Origin of the sequence: Devosia sp. (assembly GCF_965229025.1) — a bacterium.
GTDB lineage: Bacteria > Pseudomonadota > Alphaproteobacteria > Rhizobiales > Devosiaceae > Devosia_A.
Map to the genome: position 1 here is coordinate 3310198 of NZ_OZ245853.1, position 19303 is coordinate 3329500.

Annotated in this window: 16 protein-coding genes; 6 read left to right on the plus strand and 10 right to left on the minus strand. The window is 64.4% G+C overall.

What is annotated here, in order from left to right:
• Positions 1-24: 24 nt before the first annotated feature.
• From ACO06J_RS16045 to ACO06J_RS16090, 10 genes are all read right to left on the minus strand, one after another.
• The gene (locus tag ACO06J_RS16045) at positions 25-2100 is read right to left on the minus strand and encodes a methyl-accepting chemotaxis protein (protein WP_421761719.1); all 2076 of its coding nucleotides are present in this window, start codon (positions 2098-2100) and stop codon (positions 25-27) included.
• Positions 2101-2310: 210 nt separating this feature from the next.
• On the minus strand, positions 2311-3630 hold the full coding sequence (locus ACO06J_RS16050) for a mandelate racemase/muconate lactonizing enzyme family protein (protein ID WP_421761720.1): 1320 nt from the start codon (positions 3628-3630) through the stop codon (positions 2311-2313).
• Positions 3631-3651: 21 nt separating this feature from the next.
• Positions 3652-4578 (minus strand): dihydrodipicolinate synthase family protein, encoded by a 927-nt coding sequence (locus ACO06J_RS16055; RefSeq protein ID WP_421761721.1) that lies wholly within the window; start codon positions 4576-4578, stop codon positions 3652-3654.
• A gap of 8 nt (positions 4579-4586) precedes the next feature.
• Positions 4587-5516, minus strand: coding sequence for a ribokinase (gene rbsK / locus ACO06J_RS16060; protein ID WP_421761722.1), 930 nt, complete (start codon positions 5514-5516; stop codon positions 4587-4589).
• Positions 5517-5688: 172 nt separating this feature from the next.
• Complete coding sequence (locus ACO06J_RS16065; protein WP_421761723.1) at positions 5689-6282, minus strand: AAA family ATPase; 594 nt, start codon at positions 6280-6282, stop codon at positions 5689-5691.
• A complete protein-coding gene (locus ACO06J_RS16070) occupies positions 6279-7034 on the minus strand; it encodes a glutamine amidotransferase (RefSeq protein ID WP_421762528.1) in 756 nt (251 codons plus the stop codon). Before ACO06J_RS16070 ends, ACO06J_RS16065 begins: the two co-directional genes overlap by 4 nt.
• Before the next feature lie 5 nt (positions 7035-7039).
• A complete protein-coding gene (locus tag ACO06J_RS16075; RefSeq protein WP_421761724.1) occupies positions 7040-8053 on the minus strand; it encodes a LacI family DNA-binding transcriptional regulator in 1014 nt (337 codons plus the stop codon).
• 240 nt (positions 8054-8293) lie between these two features.
• Positions 8294-10159, minus strand: coding sequence for an adenine deaminase (locus ACO06J_RS16080; protein ID WP_421761725.1), 1866 nt, complete (start codon positions 10157-10159; stop codon positions 8294-8296).
• 137 nt (positions 10160-10296) lie between these two features.
• Positions 10297-11037, minus strand: coding sequence for a creatininase family protein (locus ACO06J_RS16085; RefSeq protein WP_421761726.1), 741 nt, complete (start codon positions 11035-11037; stop codon positions 10297-10299).
• Positions 11028-11987, minus strand: a complete 960-nt coding sequence (locus ACO06J_RS16090; protein WP_421761727.1) for a hypothetical protein — start codon at positions 11985-11987, stop codon at positions 11028-11030. Before ACO06J_RS16090 ends, ACO06J_RS16085 begins: the two co-directional genes overlap by 10 nt.
• A gap of 97 nt (positions 11988-12084) precedes the next feature.
• Between ACO06J_RS16090 and ACO06J_RS16095 the strand changes: the two genes are divergently transcribed.
• The 6 genes from ACO06J_RS16095 to ACO06J_RS16120 all read left to right on the plus strand — a co-directional run bounded on the left by ACO06J_RS16095 (position 12085) and on the right by ACO06J_RS16120 (position 19259).
• Positions 12085-13437, plus strand: coding sequence for an amidohydrolase family protein (locus tag ACO06J_RS16095; RefSeq protein WP_421761728.1), 1353 nt, complete (start codon positions 12085-12087; stop codon positions 13435-13437).
• A 1-nt stretch (position 13438) separates the two neighbouring features.
• A complete protein-coding gene (locus ACO06J_RS16100; protein WP_421761729.1) occupies positions 13439-14401 on the plus strand; it encodes a nucleoside hydrolase in 963 nt (320 codons plus the stop codon).
• Between the two features lie 15 nt (positions 14402-14416).
• Positions 14417-15466, plus strand: a complete 1050-nt coding sequence (locus ACO06J_RS16105; protein ID WP_421761730.1) for a BMP family lipoprotein — start codon at positions 14417-14419, stop codon at positions 15464-15466.
• Between the two features lie 204 nt (positions 15467-15670).
• Entirely contained in the window at positions 15671-17215 is a 1545-nt protein-coding gene (locus ACO06J_RS16110; protein ID WP_421761731.1) for an ABC transporter ATP-binding protein, read from the plus strand.
• Positions 17212-18318, plus strand: coding sequence for an ABC transporter permease (locus ACO06J_RS16115; RefSeq protein ID WP_421761732.1), 1107 nt, complete (start codon positions 17212-17214; stop codon positions 18316-18318). Before ACO06J_RS16110 ends, ACO06J_RS16115 begins: the two co-directional genes overlap by 4 nt.
• Positions 18315-19259 (plus strand): ABC transporter permease, encoded by a 945-nt coding sequence (locus ACO06J_RS16120; RefSeq protein ID WP_421761733.1) that lies wholly within the window; start codon positions 18315-18317, stop codon positions 19257-19259. Before ACO06J_RS16115 ends, ACO06J_RS16120 begins: the two co-directional genes overlap by 4 nt.
• The last annotated feature ends 44 nt before the right edge of the window (positions 19260-19303 follow it).

Below are 19303 nucleotides of genomic sequence, written 5' to 3' on the forward strand. Positions count from 1 at the left end.
TGATGTTCGCAGGTTTGGCTGGCCTCAGAACTCGTTCCAGTCTTCCTTGAGCGCAGCGTTGCCCTTGGAGAGATAGGAGTTCGCTGCAGCCTTCACCTTCTGCTGCAGCGCCTTGATGCCAGTGGCAGGGGGAGTAGCGGCCGGGCGCGCGGCCGGGGCCGGGGTGGCGGTGCGGCTGGTGTGCTGGTCGACCACGAAGCGGTCGACGATGGTGTCGAGTTCGTTCGCCTGGCTCTCGGTCTGCTCGATCGCGGCATTGGTTTGTTCGACGAGAGCCGCATTGTGCTGGGTCATCTCGTCCATCTGACGGATCGCACCCGAGACTTCGGCGATGGCGTTCGACTGTTCGCGGCTGGCGCTCGAGATGTCCTTGATCAGCTCGGCGCTTTCCTTGACCGAACCCAGCATGTCGATCAGCTTCTGGGTGGCTTCTGCCACCAGCTTGCTGCCTGAACTCACTTCACCCGCAGACTGCTCGATCAGCACTTTGACCTCAGATGAGGCGCTGGCTGCCGACTGCGCGAGGCGGCGGACTTCCACGGCAACCACCGCAAAGCCCTTGCCCGCATCACCGGCGCGCGCCGCTTCTACCGAGGCGTTGAGCGCGAGGAGGTTGGTCTGGAAGGCGATATCGTCGATGAGCCCGATGATGTTGGAGATCTTGGCGGAGGACGAACTGATCCGCTCCATGGCGGCATTCGACTTGGTCATCACTTCGCCAGTCAGCGCCGCGGTATCGGAGACGTTCTGCGCCTTGCTGGAGGCCTGCTCGGCCCGCTTGGCGTTCTCGATCACCGTGGTGCTGAGCTGTTCCATCGCAGCAGAGGTCTCTTCGATCGCTGCCGCCTGCTTGGTGGTGCGTTCGGCGAGATCGTTGGCACCGGCGAGGATCTCACCAGTCGCGGTCTTGAGCCCACCCGAAGTATGCCGCAACTGGCCCACCACGTCCGAGAGGTTATCGACCACGGCATTGGTATCGGCCTTGAGCTTGGCGAAGGCCCCGCGATATTCGCCCTGCATGCGCATGGTGAGATCGGTCTGGGCGAGTGCCGCCAGCACCTCTCCGGTCTCGCTGATCCCGGCATCTACGGTCGAAAGCAGGTCGTTGACGTTCTTGGCGACGGCCTGCAAATCCTCATCGGGGACCGAGAGGGCAATGCGCTGGGTGAAGTCACCATCGACGGCGGCATTCACCGCGGTGGCAAGCCCATCCATCAGCTGGGTCATCGACGCCGCGCGTTCACGGGTCTGGCCGGTGCGGATCGCTTCGGCATCGTTCAGTTCACGCACCTTGATGGCATTGACCTGGAACACCTTCACCGCCGCCGCCATCTCCCCAATCTCGTCACCCCGCGACGTATAGGGGATCGCCTCGTCGAGATGGCCTTCGGCCAGCGTGTTCATGCTACCGGTAATGACGCGGATCGGCTTTGCCACGGCGCGAAGGATGAAGAACAGGGAGAAGGCTAGGACCATTAGCACGAGGGCGCCCAGGATCAGATTGACGACGATGACCTGGTCGATGGTTGTGTCAGCCGCGACTTTCGCCTCTTCAGCCCGCGCATTGGCCGCAGTCACCCCCTCGTCGGCCAGCGCCAGGGTTTTGTCGGACGTAGCCAGCAGGGAGTCGATCAGCTTCTGCCGATTGAGCGATATCCCGCCGGTTGCGAGACCCATCGAAAGCTCATCGGAGACGAGCTTCGCCAGTTTGCCGACTTCGGCGCGATAGGCCTTGGCCTGTTCAAGAATCGTCTGTGCCCGCGCCACATCTTCGGGGAGCTGCATCAAGCCGACGGCCTCAGTCAGCATGTCGTTGATTTCGCCGAGCTCCTTGTCAGCCGCCGCTTCGTAGTCCGGAATCTGCTTGGGCTTGAGCGCCAGGCGGATATCACGCGAGGCAACGCCGATGGCCTGAAGCGCCTCATTGGCGCCAGTCAACAGATGGGCCGCCGCCGCCTGATCGGACGCCTCCAGCACTGAGAGCTTGGCACCATTGAGAAAGAACGTCGTGCCTCCAAGCAGCACCAGCACCAATAAAATACCCAGGCCAGACGCCATGGCGACCTTGGTGCCAATCTTCAGCTTGTTGAAAAACCCCACGGTGAACTCCTGTTCGGGTGGCGCACCGTCCTGAAGACGGTCTGTGACAAACGGTCATGGCGCGCCTGCGCGCCTGACATCAGTCACGACGTTCCCATTAACAGTTGAAGACTGGGTAAATACTACAAAAGCCCGGTGAAACGGTGCTTGCAGAACCGCTGACCCGTGACATTTACGGCTGGTGCGTCAACAGTTTAGCTCTCCCCGATGCTATTCGGGCCAGCGGTCATCCGGACGCCAGAAACCGAGCTTGGGGGTGTTCCACTCATCGGTGGGGAGGAACATCGTCCCCGGCGTGCGCAGATTCGCCTCGATCGCCTCAAGGTTGAGATCAATTCCCAGCCCCGGCTTTTCCGGCACCGTGACATAGCCATCGGCCATGTAATTGGGATCGAGCCCGGTCACGAGTCCCTCCCAGAACGGCAGGTCGAGACCGTGATGCTCGCAGGCGATGAAGCTCGAAATCGCCGCGGCGGTATGGATATTGGCCATGAAGCCGATGGGCGAGCCGGCGCAGTGGAGCGCCGTCGGCAGCCCCTCGTCCTCGCCATCGTCGGCGATGCGCTTGGTTTCCATCAAGCCGCCCGAACTCAAGAGGTCCGGGTGGAGGATGTCATAGGCCCGGGTGCGGATGGCCTCGCGGAAACCTTCGCGGAGATAGAGGTTCTCGCCCGAGGCAATCGGGGTCAGCAGCGCATCGGCGACCTTCTTGTGCGCCGGGGTATCGAAGAACGGCACCGGATCTTCCATCCAGGCGAGGTCGTACTTTTCGAGCGCGTGGCCCAGCCGGATCACCTCATCGGCGCTGAGATAGCCCTCGCCGAAATGGTCGACGCAGAGCTGGATGCCGCTCCCCACCGACTCGCGCACATTTGCCACCACTTCGGCAGCCGCTTCGATGCTCTTTTGCGTCAGCTTGACGCCGCGCCCCGCCATCGGCGCGCGCCAACGGTGGCCGCCCTCGTAACTATAGTCAAAGCGCGCCTCGTGGCCGATCAGCGGGTTCTCGCCGGTTTCGAACAGCGACGGCCGCAGGTCGAACTTGATGAAGGTGAGGCCGCGATCGCGCCGGCTCTGCACCGCCCGCACGAAATCATCGGGGCTCGGGTTATCCGGCGTCGGCGTATCGCCATAGAGCCGCACCTTGTCGCGGTATTTGCCGCCGAGCAGCTGGTAGCACGGCACGCCATAGACCTTGCCGATCAGGTCCATGAGCGCGATCTCGATACCCGACACCCCACCGCCCTCGCGGCCCCAGTTGCCGAACTTCTTGATCGAGCGGAAGATCATGTCGACGTTGCAGGGGTTCTGCCCCACCAGCATGGATTTGAACTGCAGTGCATTGCTGGCGTGACCGGCATCGCGCACCTCGCCCAGCCCATAGATACCCTGGTTGGTATCGATCCTGAGGATCGGGTAGTCATAGTTCGCCGCCACCACCGCGAGCCGCATGTCGGTGATGCGGAGTTCGGTCGGGGCCGAGTTGGTGTTGATGGCGTTCTCGATCCGCCCAAGCTGCAGTTCGGTCATCTGGCTGTTCTCGAAGTTGGCCTAGCGGCGATGCGCGTAGGCGGGGAGCATGAATTCGGCGAGGTCGTCCATGATGGTCAGCGCCTCTTCGCGCGCCGCCTGGTCGAGCGCCCGGAAACCGGTCTGGCGCACTGCCGTCGAGCCGATGACGCCGCGCATGTGCAGCACCTCTTTCATCAGCGGCATGCCGTAGCTGGCCTCAAGGTCGAGCAGCGGCAGCAGGCGCTGGAAGATGCCGCGCGCCTTCTGATGATCTCCAGCCTCGATGGCGTTCCACAACGCCACATGCACATCGGCGATCTCGCAGGCCGGCATGGTACCCGAAACGCCGTGGCGGAGCTCTTCCATGAAGGTCTTCCCCGCCTTGCCGCCCATCACGCCTTCCAGCCGATGCCCGGCGAGCCGGATGATGTCGCCGACGGTCTGGGCCGGGTAGCCCGACTCTTCCTTGACGAAGCGGGCATTAGGCAATTCGTGCACCAGCTCGGCGATCAGCGCCGCGCTCATCGTCGTCGCCCCCGGCACCAGCGCATTCTGCAGCACCAGCGGCAGCGAGGTCGCGGCTGAAATCTCGCGGTAGTAGGCCTTGATCTCATTGACGCTCGCCGGATGGAGCAGCGGCGGCAGCGCCATGATGGCATCAGCGCCGATGCTTTCGGCGTGCCGCGCGTGGTGCACGGCAAGGCTCGCATGCGGCGCCGACACCGCGATGATCGAGGGCACCTTGCCCGCCGCTGCGCCAACGACGATTTCAGCCGCGCGGCGGCGCTCGGCCTCGCTCAGGTAAAAGCCCTCGCTCGCCAGCGCATTGGCGACGACGCCATGGACACCCGCCGCAAGGCAGAACTCCATAGTGCGGCGCAGCGCCGGCTCGTCGAGCTCATGGCTCGCGGTAAACGGGGTAACGACGATGACGTAGATGCCGCGAAAGCTGTGGCGGTCGAGCATGGTGTCTCTCAGGGTTGGCTGGCGAGCAGCGCTTCGATTTCTGCCCGGCTGGGCATGGAGGGCGCGGTGCCCGGCTTTTGCACCGAGAGCCCGGCTGTGGCGCAGCCGAACCGCACGGCGGCTTCCGGCGACATGCCTTCGGCCAGCGCCACGGCAAAGCCGCCGTTGAAGGCATCGCCTGCGCCCGTAGTGTCGACCACCTTGGGGATTTTGAACGCCGGCACCATGAAGGTGCCCACCGCGCCATGGAGCAGCGCGCCTTTTTCCCCCAGCGTAATCAAAGCATTGCGCGCGCCGCGGCGGACGAAGTCCTTGGCGGCCAGCAGTGCATCGGCTTCGGTCTCAACCTTGAGGCCGGTCAGCGTTGCCGCCTCGGTCTCGTTGGGGGTGACATAGTCACAAAGCCCATAGATCTCGTCGGGCACCGTCACCGCCGGTGCTGGGTTGAGGATGGTCGTCACCCCATGCTGGCGCGCCAGCTTCAGCCCGGCAATGGCGGTCGGAACCGGCTGCTCGAACTGCGTCATCAGCACCTTTGAGGTGACGATGGTCTGTTCGGCCGCCGCCACGTCCGCGGGCGAGAGGTTCGCTGCAGCACCGCTCTCGACGATGATGGCGTTATTGCCGGTTTCAGTGGAAACGAAAATGAACGCTGCGCCCGTCGGCAGCGTCTCGTCGATCACGACCGCACTTGTGTCGATGCCATCGGCAGCCCAGGCCTTCTGCGCCATCTCGCCAAACGTGTCACGGCCGATGCGGGTGATCATCCGTGCATCGCCGCCGGCCCGCGCCGCCGCGATCGCCTGGTTCGAGCCCTTGCCGCCCGGGCCATCCTTGAACCCCTGGCCGAGGATGGTCTCGCCCATCACCGGCAGGCGCGGCGCCCGGAACGCCAGGTCGGCCACAAATATCCCGAGCACTGCAACAGGCGCACGCATGATTTGTCTCCCAAGTCCCGGTGCTTTGCGCACCTTGTTCGTCATTCTTATTGGACGTCATCCCAGCGAAAGCTGGGACCCAAATCGTCTCCCGCGCAAGCGGCGGCATAAGTCCCTGCATTCGCAGGGACGACACCGGGATGCGGGGCGCCCAGAGCCGGGCGCCCTCAGTTTAGCTCAGCTTCCCCGCCTTCAAAGCCGCGAGAATCCACTCCCGGTACTTTTCATTCCGGCCCTCAACCTCAGGTGAAACCTTGCTGGCTTCCTCCATGAAGTAAAGGTAGTCGCGGCCCATTTCTTCGCCGCGCAGCGTGTGCATGTCGACAGCAAAATCCGGGATCTCCGGCAGCCGCTCGCCGAACGCCATGGAGTGCTTGGCCCAGTTGACCATGTCGTCGGTGGTGCGGTCCTTTTTGCCGTCGGCCATGACGCGGATGGCATGGGCGGCGAACAGGAACCGGTCATGCTCGGGGCGCGGGTAGCGCTGGTGCATGCCGTAGAGCGTGTCGGTGAGGATGGGCGCCTGCGGGTTACCCATCCCGACATCCTCGACCGAAATCACCCCGAGCCGGGCCCAGAGCTTTTCCTCCATCTCGGGGCTGGTCAGAAACATCTCCCAGCCGAGGAGCAGTGCGTTCTCGGTCAGCCCGCGGCGGATCGATTTCTGCAGTGCCGAGATCACCTCGTCGGCGGCAAAGCCGCTCGCGGTGGTGGTGCGCTGCCAGGGGTCCGGCGCCTGCTTGACCTTGACCGGCCCCTCGCTCACTTGCCCGACACCCAGTTGGCGATGTTATTCCATAGCGGTGCATAACCGGCCCAGTCGCAGAACGGCGGCGGCGCCCAGTGCGGACCGCAATCGGAGGTGAAAGCGACCGAGCGGCCCTTGCCGAAATTGCCCACCGCGATCAGCGGATCACCACCGACGCGCACGATCACTTCGCCCTCGGGCTTGGTCTGCACTTCGTTGTAACCGAGGAGATCCGGCCAGACCCCATCGAGTCCGGCCACCACCGGGTGGCTCGGATCGCCAACATGCGGTGTCACGCCCTGCGGCGATTCCACCCTGTCGTCGTGGTGATAGAGCTGCACCGGCAGCACCTCCTCGATGGGCGAGCCGGCATATTTGCCCTTGGCCTCGATGCCTTGGAAGGTGAGGTAGCCACCGATCATCACCAGCCCGCCGCCGTTCTTCACATACTCGCGAATCGACACCAGCCGGTTGGGCGAAGGGATCGAACGGGCGAACGTGTCAGGGTGCAGCAGCAGCGTGTTGGCGCCGATGTCGGAGAGCATCACCACGTCATAGGCAGCCAGCGCTTCCGGGGTCTGCGGGAACTCGCGCGGCGCGAGGTGATTGGGGAGGAACGTCACTTCCCAGCCGCCCTGCTCGAGCGCCGCCTTCAGCCAGCGCACGCCTTCATTGTACTCAGTGGTGGTGAAGCTATCGAACCCCTTGGTGTGGATCGAATGGGTGACCCAGGATTCTCCTGCGATCAAAACGCGCTTGGCCAAGGTGATACTCCTTATTGCAATGTACCGGTTCTGGGGGTGCCGACCGACTGGCGGCGGATCAGTTCCACCGGCAACCGGGTCAGCATGGGGATTGGCTCGCCGTTGAGCAGGGCGAGAAGTAACTGGAAGCCCTGCCGCCCAAGCGCTTCGACCGGCTGCCGGATGGCGGTCAGCGGCGGGGTCAGCAAGGCACCGAGCGGCATGTCGTCAAAGCCGATCAGCGACATCTGGGTGGGAATGCCTATTGACCGATCCCGCAACGCTGTCACGGCGCCGATGGCGAGATAATCCGATGACGCAAAGATCGCGGTGGGCGGCTCATCGAGCTCGAGGAACCGCATTGTGGCGGCGCGGGCCATATCCGGGGCGAAACTGCCCAGCGCCAGATAGTCGGGCCGGACCGTGAGGCCCGCCTCCGTCATGGCGCGGGTGAAGCCGGCCTGCCGTTCGCCCACGGTCAGCAGGCCCCGCGGCCCCCCAAGATAGGCGATCCGGCTGTGTCCAGCCTCGATCAGGTGACGCGTCGCGGCATGGGCGCCCTGTTCATTTTCGACGAACAGGCGGGGGACGTTGACGCCGGGGATGTCTTCGTCGACCAGCACCACATTCCGGCGCGTGCCGATCAGTTTTGCGAGCGTCCCGTCATCGGGCGTATTGGTCATCATCAGTAGCCCGTCGACATGCCGGTCATGCAGGCGTTCGAGGCAGGCGATCTCGCGATCGCGGTTGGAGCGCGTGGAACTCATGAACACGGTGTAGCCGTGCCGGTCGGCCTCGTCCTCGAAGGCCGAGGCGAGCTCGGCAAAGAACGGCTCGCGGATTTCCGGCGTCACCAGCCCTACCGCTTCGCTCTTGCCGGTCGAGAGGCGCTTGGCGAGCAGGTTGGGGCGGTAATCGAGCTTAAGGATCGCAGCATCGATCCGGGCGGAGGTGGTTGCGGGCAGCTCGATACGGTTATTGAGATAGCGCGACACGGTCGTCGGCGACACGCCGGCATCCTGAGCCACATCATGTATCGTCGCCATGTCCTCTCCCCTCAGGCTGTCAGGCTAGATCGGTGCAAGCGCTTTAGTAAAGCGGTTTCATAGATCACTTTTCTTAGTTTGAGTTGAGCCGGCCCCCTCCACCAGGCTCCGCCTGGTCCCCCTCCCCCGTAAACGGGGGAGGATCAAGAGGAGCGCGGTGTTGGCGCTGATCCTCCCCTGCGAAGCGGGGGAGGGGGACTGCCGAAGCCGGTGGAGGGGGCGCGCGGAGCCACGATGCCCTCACCACACAACCGGATGCGTCTCCCCCGTCGCAACGTTCACAAAACCCTCCGGCGCCAGCGGAGACGGTGCGACCAGCACCCAGGTCCAGGGTGCGCAGGTGAGCGTGGCAAACATCAGCCGCTCCGGGAACCCCGGGTGCCAGCGGGGATGCCAGGTCGGCTCGTACATCCAGTCGATCTTTTCAGCCTTATTGCGCAGCACCGCCATATCGGCAGCCACCGCTTCGGCCGGCCGCTGCGACATCAGCCCACCGATCTCGAAGCGCACCGTCGCGACCAGCTCTCCGGCATGGACCAGCGCCCAGCCGCCCTGTTGCGCGCGGAGCGCATTGACCGCCTTGGCCATCGCCGCATCGGACGAGCCGCAGACCCAGATATTGTGCTTGTCATGGGCCACCGAGCAGGCGAGCGCGGTGTCGGCGTCGCGCGGGCCGCAGCCGCGCCAGAACATTTTCGACACCTTCCCCTCGCCGGAGAAGCGGTCGACGATGGCGAACTTGGTGATGGTCTCAGAGGGCAACCGCTGCACCTCGCCATTTTCGACCGGCATCTCGACGGTGTAGAATTCCGGATGCCAGTGGAACGGCCGGATCACCGCCGCCTGCATGGTGCTACGCCCCGGCGCGGCCTTGATGGCAAAATTCTCGGCAATGATCTCGCGGCGGATATTCACGGTGGTCCGCGCCCATTCGGGCCAGTCGATCTGCGGCACCTCGGGCAGGTAGCGCGTCCCCTCAGAGACCTGCCGCCCGTCGGCCCAGACCTTGGCGATCGTCAGCGAGGGCACATCCTCGAGCAATACTATGTCGGCATAGCGCCCCGGTGCGATGGCCCCAACCCACGGCGTCAGTCGCATATGCCGCGCCGGATTGATGGTGACGCACTGGATGGCGATCTCGGGCGAAAGCCCGGCTGCAATCGCGGTGCGCACATTGTGGTCGGTAGCGCCAATATCGAGGGTCAGGGTCGAGGAGCGATCGTCTGTCGCAAACGCCACCTGGCTCCAGTCCTCAAGGCCCTTGTCCAGCAGCCCCTTGATGATCTCGGTCATCGTGTGGATGCGGATTTCGATGAAGAGCCCGCGCCGCAGCTTGTCCCAAGCCTCCTCGGCGGTGAACATTTCATGGTCCGAGGCCATGCCCGCCGCCGCGAAGGCGTTGATCTCGGGCAGCGCCCTCAAACCGGCCGCATGGCCCTCGACCACGCCACGCGCCGCAAACGTCGCCTCGATCATCCCCCAGAGCCGCCCGTGCGAGGGGTTTTCGGGGTTCCACACCGCAGGCCAGTCCATCACCTCGTCGAGCCCGGTGACCATCAGGCTCCTGGCCATAAAGTCCTGCTGCTCGGCATGGCCGAAATAGCCGCCGCCCCATTCGTAGGCTGTAGGCGGCACGGCGGAACCCGGCTGCGGGAAGATCTTCAGCGGCGAGCCCGCAGCCCGCGCCTTGAACCACAGTTCGAGATTGTGCGGCCCATCGACATTGGAGAACTCGTGGCTCGCCTCGCAAGTCCAGCTATTGCCGCGCGGCAACACCAGCGCCGCTTCATATTCGGGCGTCAGATGCGAGCTTTCGATATGCTTGTGCACCTCGCCAAACCCCGGCACCGCCGAAAGGCTTGGCTCATGCACATGCTCGGCCGCCGTCCCGGTATAAGCACCCGCCGGCCCGACCCAGGCGATACGGCGCCCCTTGATGACGATCTCCTGGTCCTCGAACCAGTGCCGCGAATGCACATCGAACAGCCGCCCAACCCTGAGGATGCGGTCGGCGGGGCGTTTGCCCAAAGCCACCAGCAGAAGGTCCTGCCGGATCTTGACCTCATCGGCGGCGGTGATGTGGAGGTCGGAGGGGAGGTCAGTCATGGTATCTCTATTCGGATGTGGTCCAGGAAGCCTCGTCACACACGGTCGTCATCCCTGCGAAAGCAGGGACCCATGCCCCGTTGAGCGCTGGCGGAGAGTTGGGTCCCAGCTTTCGCTGGGATGACGTTTGGTGAGTGCTATAATTTATGCGTCTCCCGCCAAATCCGTACCAGTCGCAGCGACTCCGCCGCGATCCCCCCGATCAACTGCTCGCCCTTTGCGGCACTTGCCGGCCGCGGATCGCCAAACACGCCCGATGAATTGAAGGCGGAGAGTTTCATCGGCTCCACCCCGAAGAGCTCTGGGAAATCCGGATATTCCGCCTTGGCACGCTCCATGCGCACGCTGTCAGGCGCCAGCGCCAGCATCATCGAGGTCTCAACCTCGTCGGCGTGATAAAAACCCGGCCCCGCCGGCGCGCTCTCCACCACTTCGGCGGCCAGCGCCTCAAGCCGCGGATAGTCGAGATGCAGTACCGGAAACCCGATCTCGCTCAGCGTCCGTGCGGCGAGCGCGATCGGTTCGCGATTGCCGAAATGGCCGTTGATGGTGACCAGCCCCTTGACCCCCATGCGCTGCAACCCGCGCCCCAAATCCTCGACCACCGCGCGCAGCGTCGTCGGCGACAGCGACAGCGTCCCGGCCCAGCCCTCCGCCGTCCACGCGTCGCCATAGGCAATGGCGGGCAGCAGCAGCGCACCGCACCCCTCGGCAATCCGGCGGGCGACGCCCGTGGCCAGCACCGTGTCGGTCAAGAGCGGCAGGTGCGTGCCGTGCTGCTCGACGGCGCCCACCGGCAGCACCGCGATCAGCCCCTTCTTGATCGCCGCCTCAACCTCGTCCCAACTCGCCCGCGCCGCATCCAGCATCATGCCCATCCCAAAACCGTCAGCGGCGCGCCAGGCGCCAACTTGCCCAGAAGTTCGCCCGTACTCGCCGCATAGTCCACCGCACCGCCGGTCACCGCGCCGAGCGTTGCCTCAGCGATATCGCCCGGCTCATACCCATGCGCCACCAGATCGATCAGCGCCGCCTGCAGCGGTCCCATGGTCGGGTTGAACGCCACGCTCTCGATCGCCGCGCCCGTGACCCGACCGCCGTCCTTCAGCGACAGCACGACCGTTGCGGGACATTTGCTATAGGGCGCATGCGCCCGCCGTCCCGCCTTCAGCAACGCCTCGGCCACGCCTGCATCCAGCGTGTTGGCCCCAAACGCCAGCTCGGGCTGCGGCACAGCCCCCGTCACCAGCCCCGCCTCACCGAGATAATCCGGATCGAACGGCCAGGGATAAAGCTCCGCCATGGTCAGCCGGTGCCCCAGCGGATCGATCAGCAGCAGGTCGCGCGTTGCCGCGAACTCGGAGAGATATTGCCGGCAATGCGCACAGGGATGCGCCTCGCCAATGGCGATCTTTGCAATCGTCGTGCCGCGCGAAAAGGCCCGGGTGAACACAAACCCCTCGCCGTGCACTGTGAAACCGAGATGGACGCCGGGAAACTCGAGATTGCCGCCCAAAATCAGGTTGCCGGTCTCCTGCTCCAGCCCCACCGCCCCAACGAAGAACTGCGAAATCGGCGGCCGGGCGAGACTCTTGGCCGCACCGAGCGCCAGCAGCATCAACTCCTCAACATCGGCGAGACCGTAGCGCGCGATCAGCGCGTCTGCCTCTTGCTTGAGCAGCACCGCGCCCTCGTTCAGCGCCGGATCGCGCCTCCGGCCTGTGACGAGGCGGGTGATTTCACCCTCGAGTGCGCTGCCCACCGAAACGGCAAGTTGCTGCTGCCTTAGGCGGATGGCCGGATCGGCGGAAAAGGGGTTCTGGCTCATCGGTTCTTGCGAGAATGCTGGGGGAGAATGCGTTTGACAATCGTTGTCCGAGTGTCGTTACATTGCAATGTAAACCGGTTTACCGGACGGGGGTCAAATGGGTTCAACGCTTATCCACGGGGCGACTGTCCTTACCGTGGATGCCGAAAACACCGTGCACACGGATGGCTGGGTCGCCATCCGCGATGGCCGAATCGACGGCGTCGGACCCCAATCCACTCGGCCTGATACCTCCGGTTTCGATGAGGTTCTCCACCTTCCCGGCCACCTCGCGATGCCCGGCCTCGTCAACGCCCACACCCATTCGGTGATGGTGCTGTTCCGCGGCCGCTCCGAAGGCCAGAGCCTTCTCACGATGGACGGCTGGTACAACTCGATCCGCGAGCCCGAACTCTCCCTCATTGCCTCCGACATCGCTCCCGCCGTGGCGCTCTCTGCCGCCGAAATGGCGCTTTCGGGCACCACGACCTTCTGCGACCAGTATTTCTTTGCCGAAGAGATCGCCGGCGCCGTCAAGCAGTCCGGTCTTCGCGCCGTCATCGCCTATGGCATCGTGCAACTGGGCGACGAACAGCGCGGCAAGGAAGAATTGGCTAAGGCCACCGCCTTCCTCGCCCAGCAGCGCAGCGCCGATGGCCGCGTCATCCCCTGGTTCGGCCCCCACGCCCCCTATGTCGACAATACCGAGGACCTTCTGGTCGAAGAGGTGAAGGTCGCCAACGAATATGGCGTCGGACTCCACCTCCACATGGCCTGCGGGCCGGAAGACAACGAGGAAACGCTCAGCCGCTACGGCACCACTGCCAGCGTCGCGCTCGAAAAGATCGGCTTTTTCAACGGCCGTATCCACGCCGCACACTGCCTCGACCTTTCTGCCGAGGACATTGCGGTGTTCGCGCGCGCACCGAACGCGTCCATCTCCCACAATGCCTCGGCCGGGCTTCGCTCGGGCCGCGAGGGCATCTGCCCGGTGGTGGAGTTGCGCGCTGCGGGCGTCACCGTGGCGCTCGGCACCGACAATGTCGCGGCCAACAATTCCTATGACATGGTCGCCGAAATGCGCGTCGCCGGCCTCGTGGCCAGCCACCGCGAGCGCCGGGCGCAGCCGCTCTCGAGCCAGGACCTCATTCGCATGGCGACCATCGAGGGCGCCAAGGCGCTGGGGCTCGATCATGAAATCGGCAGTCTCGAGGCCGGCAAGGCCGCAGATATCGTGGCGTTCGATTTTTCGGGTCCGGGCTATTCTGAGACTCCCGATCCGGAGACACTCCTGATTTACTCAGGCAGCGGGCGCGATACGCGGCATCTGTGGGTCGGGGGCGAAATGCTGGTCCGCGACCGGCAGCTGATGCGGCGCCCCTACGACGCGATCCGCCGCGAGTACTCGGCGACCTATCAGGACTTCTGGCGCCGTGTCGCCGAAGCCAAAAAGACGAAAGAAGTAGCCTGACTTGAGCAAACGGTTTTTCATTTTTGACAGCGACGGCGGCGTCGACGACGCACAGGCGCTGATTCTTCTCGTGGCGAACGGGCTCGTTCCCGACCTCATCACCACGGTGTTCGGCAATGTCGGCCGCGACCAGGCGACGACCAACCTGCTCGCCGTCTGCGCCCAGCTCGGCGTCTCGATCCCCGTCCATCGCGGCGCTGACCGGCCGCTGACCCAGCCGGTGATCGATGCCAAATATGTGCATGGCGATGATGGCCTCGGCGGCGCCCCGCGCCCCGCGACGCAGGAGCTGCCGGTCTCCGATGACGCCGTCAATGTCCTGATCCGCACCTTCAAGGCCGCTGCCCAAAAGGGCGAAAAGGCCGATATCCTGATGATCGGGCCGCTCACCAACCTGGCGCTGGCGCTCCGCATCGACCCGTCGATCGTCGATGGCATTGGCACGCTCACCATCATGGGCGGCAATGTCTATGGCCGCGGCAACACCACGCCGGCAGCCGAATTCAACATCTATGCCGACCCTGAAGCCGGACATATCGTCTTTACCTGCGGTGTCGAAACAGTGGTCATCCCCTGGGAGCCCTGTCTCACCCACTATATGGAAGGCGAGCGCGTCGATGCGCTCTATGCAGGCATCGCGGCATCGCCGCTCCGCGAGTTCAACGTGGCGCTCGCCGCTCACGCCCGCAACAACAGCGTCAGCCGCGGTAATCCCGACCGCTTCCTTTATGTCGACCCGCTGGCCGCTGCCGTGGTGCTCGATCCTTCGATGGTGACCAAATCGACTTTTGCCTCATCGAGCGTGGAGCTGGCCCCTGGCCTCACCCGCGGAATGACGCTGGTCGATCCCTCAGGCCGCCTCGGAACCCCCAAGATTACGTTCGTCGAGGAAGTCGACGTCGCCAAGGTCGACGCCCTCTACGCCGTATCGGCCGCCTACACACCCAACAAGCAGACAAACTAAACAACAGGAGTGCGCATGTCCCTTATTTCCGGTTTCACCAAGGTCGCAGCAGGTTTCCTGCTCGCCACCAGCATGACCGCCGTGGCGATCCCCGCCACCTACGCCGCCGACTACACCAAGGACAACCCGCTCAAGGTGGCGCTGGTTCTCCACGGCACGCTCGGCGACAAGAGCTTCTTCGACGATGCCGCCACCGGCATGAAGCAGGCCGAAGCCGATCTGCCGGTCTCGGTCAAGATCATCGAACTCGGTTACGATCGCTCCAAGTGGCAGGCCGGCCTCGCCGATGCCGCTGACTCGGGCTATGACGTGATCATCGCCGGCACTTTCGATATGACCGGCTACATCACCGAACTCTCCCCGCAGTACCCCGACGTCAAGTTCATCGATTTCGATGACGCGCCGGATTATTCCAAGTGCGAGTGCAAGAACGTCCTCGGCGTGCAGTACACCACTGCTGCTGCTGGCTATCTCGCCGGCTACGCTGCTGCCAAGATCTCGAAGACCGGGACGCTCGGCACCATCATCGGCATGGAATTCCCGACCGTCACCGACTTCAAGACCGGCTTTGACCAGGGCGCCAAGGCAGCGAACGCCAGCGTGAACATCCTCAACGCCGTTGCCGGCTCGTTCAACGACCCTGCCAAGGGCAAGGAAATCGCGCTCGCCCAGATCAACCAGGGCGCTGACGTGGTGTTCCCGATCGCCGGCGGTACCGGCATCGGCGCGCTGCAGGCCGTCAAGGACTCGGGCAAGCTCGCCGTCGGCGTCGACAGCGACCAGGCCACGATCTTTGCCGATAGCGACGCGGCCCAGGCCGACGTGATCTTCACCTCGGTCCTCAAGAAGGTCGGTCACTCGCTCTATCTCGCGCTCCAGGGCACGCTCGATGGCACGGCTCCGTACGGTTCGCGCGAACTGCTCGGCATCAAGGAAGGCGCCGTTGGCATTGCCAAGAACGCTTACTACGAAAAGCTGGTCCCGGCTGACGTCCGTACCGAAGTCGATGGCCTCGAGGCCAAGATCATCTCGGGCGAAATCGCCGTCACCTCTGACATGAAGTAACGGCCTTAATCCTCCCCCGCGCGGCGGGGGAGGGGGACCGCCGAAGGCGGTGGAGGGGGTTATGGCGTTTGCTGTCACCCCCTCTCCGTCCCGGACACCTTCTCCGGCGGGGACCGGTTGAGGGCGATACCGGAGGCCGCGACGTTGCCAGATTTGGGCAGTGGTTCACGGTTCGCAAAAACAAGAAAAGTGCAGCGGGGCAGCATGGCGCTTCTGGAAGCAATCGGGATCGGCAAGACCTATCCCGGCGGTGTAGTGGCAAATGATGGGGTCAATCTCGTCATTGAGCCGGGCGAAGTTCATGCCGTGGTCGGCGAGAACGGCGCGGGCAAATCCACCCTGATGAAGATCCTGTTCGGTATCGAACAACCCAATGCGGGCACCTTGCTCCTTGACGGCAAGCCGGTGAGTTTCCCAAGCCCGCGCCAGGCCATCGAAGCCGGCATCGGCATGGTGTTCCAGCACTTCTCGCTGGTTCCGAGTTTTTCCGTCTATGAAAACGTGGTCATGGGTTCGGAGCCGCGCAACGGCATCACCTTTGACCGCAAGCGCGCCATTGCCGAAGTGCAGGCGCTGAGCGACAAATTCCGCCTGAAGGTCGATCCGCTGCCGCCCGTCGGCACCCTCCCCGTCGGCCAGCAGCAGCGCGTCGAAATCCTGAAGGCGCTCTACCGCAACGCCCGCGTGCTGATCCTCGACGAGCCCACGGCCGTCTTGGCGCCGCAGGAAGTGCAGGAGCTGTTCGTCGCCATCCGCTCCCTGGTGGCGCAGGGCAAGACCGTGATCTTCATCGCCCACAAGCTGCCCGAAGTGCTGCAGATTTCCGATCGCATCACCGTCATGCGGCAGGGCAAGACCGTCGGGCAGGTGAAAACCAGCGACGTCACCGAGCAGAGCCTTGCGGCCCTGATGGTCGGCCGCGAGGTGATCCTGCGGGTGGACCGCAAGCCAACCGACCAAAGTGAGCTGGTCGCCGAGGTGCGCGACCTCCGCGTCGTCAATGCGCGCGGCACAGAAATCGTCGCGGGGCTCGATCTCAACGTCCACGCCGGCGAGATCGTCGGGCTGGTGGGCGTCGAAGGCAACGGCCAGGCCGAGCTGATCGAGGCGGTTGCCGGGCTCCGGTCGATCGCCGGCGGCACCATCAAGATCGCCAACGAGAATGTCGCGAGCCTCAGCGTCCTCGAGCGGCGCGGGCGCGGCCTTGCCTCGATCCCCGAAGATCGTATCGCCTCCGGCCTCGCCACCGGCGCCAGCGTTGCTGAAAACATCGTCGCGACGCGGCTCAACGATCCGCGCTACGTGCGGCGAGGTCTGCTCGACCTCAAGGCGATCAAGGCCAATGCGGTAAAGCTCATCGAGCGCTTCTCGATCCGCGTCGGCGGGCCAGGCTATGCGGTGGGGACGCTTTCGGGTGGCAACATGCAGAAGGTGGTGGTGGCGCGCGAGTTGAGCGAGCAGCCCCGGCTGCTGCTGGTCAACCAGCCGACGCGCGGTGTCGACCTCGGCGCCACCCAGTTCATCTGGCGCACCATTACCGATACGCGCGATGCGGGCGCGGCTGTGCTTCTGAGCTCAGCTGACCTCTCCGAGCTCCTCGCGCTCTCGGATCGCCTGCTGGTGCTCTACCGCGGCAGGATCGTCGCTGCCTTCCTCAATACCCCCGATCTGACGCCTGAAACGCTCGGCACGTACATGCTCGGGCTCTCGACGCAGACGCCCGAAGAAATGAAGCTGGCCCTCAAATGAGCAATGTCCCTTCCATCGATCGCGCGTCACGCCTAAAGGCGATTCAAAGCGAAGTGATCCGCGCCGTCGGCGCGCTGCTGATCGCGCTTGCCGTCACCACGATCATCGTCTTTCTCACCTCCAAGGCGCCACTCGACGCCTTGACGCAGCTCTTCACTGCGCCCGCCGCCAAGACCCGCACGATCGGGCTCTGGGTTGACGATATCGCCAAGCTCACCGTCACAGGGCTCGCCTTTAGTCTCGTGTTCCAGGCCCGGCAGTTCGCCATGGGCGTCCAGGGTCAGGTCTATATCGGGGCGCTGGCCTCGTCCTACGTCGTGCTCTCGCCGCTCGGTGATACCCCGTTCGGGCTGGCGCTGGGTGTGCTGGCCGCGATGGCCGCCGGCGCCTTCTACGGATTCATTCCCGGCATTGCCAAGGCGCGGCTCGGCGCCAACGAGATCGTTTCCTCGCTGATGCTCAACTATATCGCCATCGAACTCTGCAATTTCCTCGTCCGCGCCTCGCTGCCCAAGCCGCAGCCGGGCGTCTTGACCACCATCGATTTTCCCAAGGCCGCGGTCTTCCAACCGCTCGTCGCGGGCACCCGCATCGACCTCGGCCTGATCTTTGCCATCGTCGCGGTGGTGCTGGTCTGGTTCGCGCTCTATCGCACCAGCTGGGGGCTGAAACTCCGGCTCGTCGGGCATAACGCAAAGTTCGCCGAATATGCGGGCATCAAGTCGACCTTCATCATGGTCTCGGCGATGACCGCCTCGGGCGCGCTCGGTGGGCTCTTGGGCGCCATGTTCGTTCAGGGCCAGACCTGGGGCAAGCTGACCGTGCAGTTCGAGGGCGGCCTCGCCTTCGAGGGCATTCTCGTCGCCATCGTCGCCCGCGCCCGGCCGCTCGCCGTGCCGGTCGTCGCGATCTTTTACGCCTATCTCCGTCAGGGCGCGGCGCTGATGAATATCCGCACCGACGTCCCCGCTGAGGTGATCGGCGTTGTCACCGCCATCATCATCCTCTTGGTCTCCTCGACCTTCTCGCTCAACTTCATCACCAGGTGGTTCAAGCGTGCCCCGGCCCCGATTGCCGCCGCTCAGGGGAGTGCCGCCAAATGATGGAAATGCTGATCACGGTCTTTTCCGCGACCTTTTTTGTCACCATCATCCGCACCACCACGCCGTTGCTGCTCGCAACGTTGGGTGGCCTCGTCGCGGACCTTTCGGGTGCGCTCAACGTGGCGCTCGAAGGCATGATGCTGATCGGGTGCCTCACCGCAGTGGTCGTTTCAGTCTATGCGCCCTGGTATGTGGCGGTCGTTGCCGGGCTCGGCGTCGGCGCGCTGCTCGGGCTGGTGATGGCGTTCTTTGCCTATCGGCTCAGGGCCGACATCATCCTTGTCGGCTTTGCCATCAACATCCTCGCTGCCGGCGGCACCGTGTTCGCCCTCTCCATCGCCACGGGCGGCGACAAGGGCACCTCGATCAATCTGCAGTCGCAGGCGATCCCGGCGCTCGACCTCAGCTTTCTGAGCACCATCCCGGTGGTCGGCCCGGTGCTCACCGCATTTCTTTCGGGCCATTCGATCCTCAGCTGGGTCGCGGCGCTGCTGGTGTTTGCGATCTGGTACTTCCTCTACCGCACGCCCTGGGGCCTGTGGCTGCGCGGCGTCGGTGAGTATCCAGCGGCGCCCGAAGCCGCCGGCATCCCGGTCGCCAAGGTCCGCACCTGGAGCCTCATCGTCTCAGGCGCCCTTGCCGGGATGGGCGGCGCGCAGCTGGCGATGTTCAACTATGTCGGCTTCACCCGCGACATGACCGCCGGCCGCGGCTTCATCGCGCTGGGCGCAGTGCTGCTGGGTGCCCGTCACCCTGTCGGCGCGCTCCTCGCGGCGCTGCTGTTCGGCACCTTCGAAGCACTGGCGGTGGTGCTGCCCGGCCTCTTTTCCTGGTTCCCGGCAGAACTCGTCCGCATGATCCCGTTCGTCGTCACCATCCTCGCCCTGGTGCTGTTCTCGATCCGGGCCCAGCGGGCCCTGGCGCTGAGGGGCGTGAAGTAGGCTAGCCTAACTGACAAAGAAGAAGGCCCGGATGAAACCATCCG

Excerpts from the sequence above, each read along its gene's own strand:
- ACO06J_RS16050 (WP_421761720.1), bottom strand. The coding sequence starts at position 3,630 with ATGACCGAACTGCAGCTTGGGCGGATCGAGAACGCCATCAACACCAAC.
- ACO06J_RS16055 (WP_421761721.1), bottom strand. The coding sequence starts at position 4,578 with ATGCTCGACCGCCACAGCTTTCGCGGCATCTACGTCATCGTCGTTACC.
- rbsK (WP_421761722.1), bottom strand. The coding sequence starts at position 5,516 with ATGCGTGCGCCTGTTGCAGTGCTCGGGATATTTGTGGCCGACCTGGCG.
- ACO06J_RS16075 (WP_421761724.1), bottom strand. The coding sequence starts at position 8,053 with ATGGCGACGATACATGATGTGGCTCAGGATGCCGGCGTGTCGCCGACG.
- ACO06J_RS16080 (WP_421761725.1), bottom strand. The coding sequence starts at position 10,159 with ATGACTGACCTCCCCTCCGACCTCCACATCACCGCCGCCGATGAGGTC.
- ACO06J_RS16085 (WP_421761726.1), bottom strand. The coding sequence starts at position 11,037 with ATGGGCATGATGCTGGATGCGGCGCGGGCGAGTTGGGACGAGGTTGAG.
- ACO06J_RS16090 (WP_421761727.1), bottom strand. The coding sequence starts at position 11,987 with ATGAGCCAGAACCCCTTTTCCGCCGATCCGGCCATCCGCCTAAGGCAG.
- ACO06J_RS16095 (WP_421761728.1), top strand. The coding sequence starts at position 12,085 with ATGGGTTCAACGCTTATCCACGGGGCGACTGTCCTTACCGTGGATGCC.
- ACO06J_RS16105 (WP_421761730.1), top strand. The coding sequence starts at position 14,417 with ATGTCCCTTATTTCCGGTTTCACCAAGGTCGCAGCAGGTTTCCTGCTC.
- ACO06J_RS16110 (WP_421761731.1), top strand. The coding sequence starts at position 15,671 with ATGGCGCTTCTGGAAGCAATCGGGATCGGCAAGACCTATCCCGGCGGT.
- ACO06J_RS16115 (WP_421761732.1), top strand. The coding sequence starts at position 17,212 with ATGAGCAATGTCCCTTCCATCGATCGCGCGTCACGCCTAAAGGCGATT.
- ACO06J_RS16120 (WP_421761733.1), top strand. The coding sequence starts at position 18,315 with ATGATGGAAATGCTGATCACGGTCTTTTCCGCGACCTTTTTTGTCACC.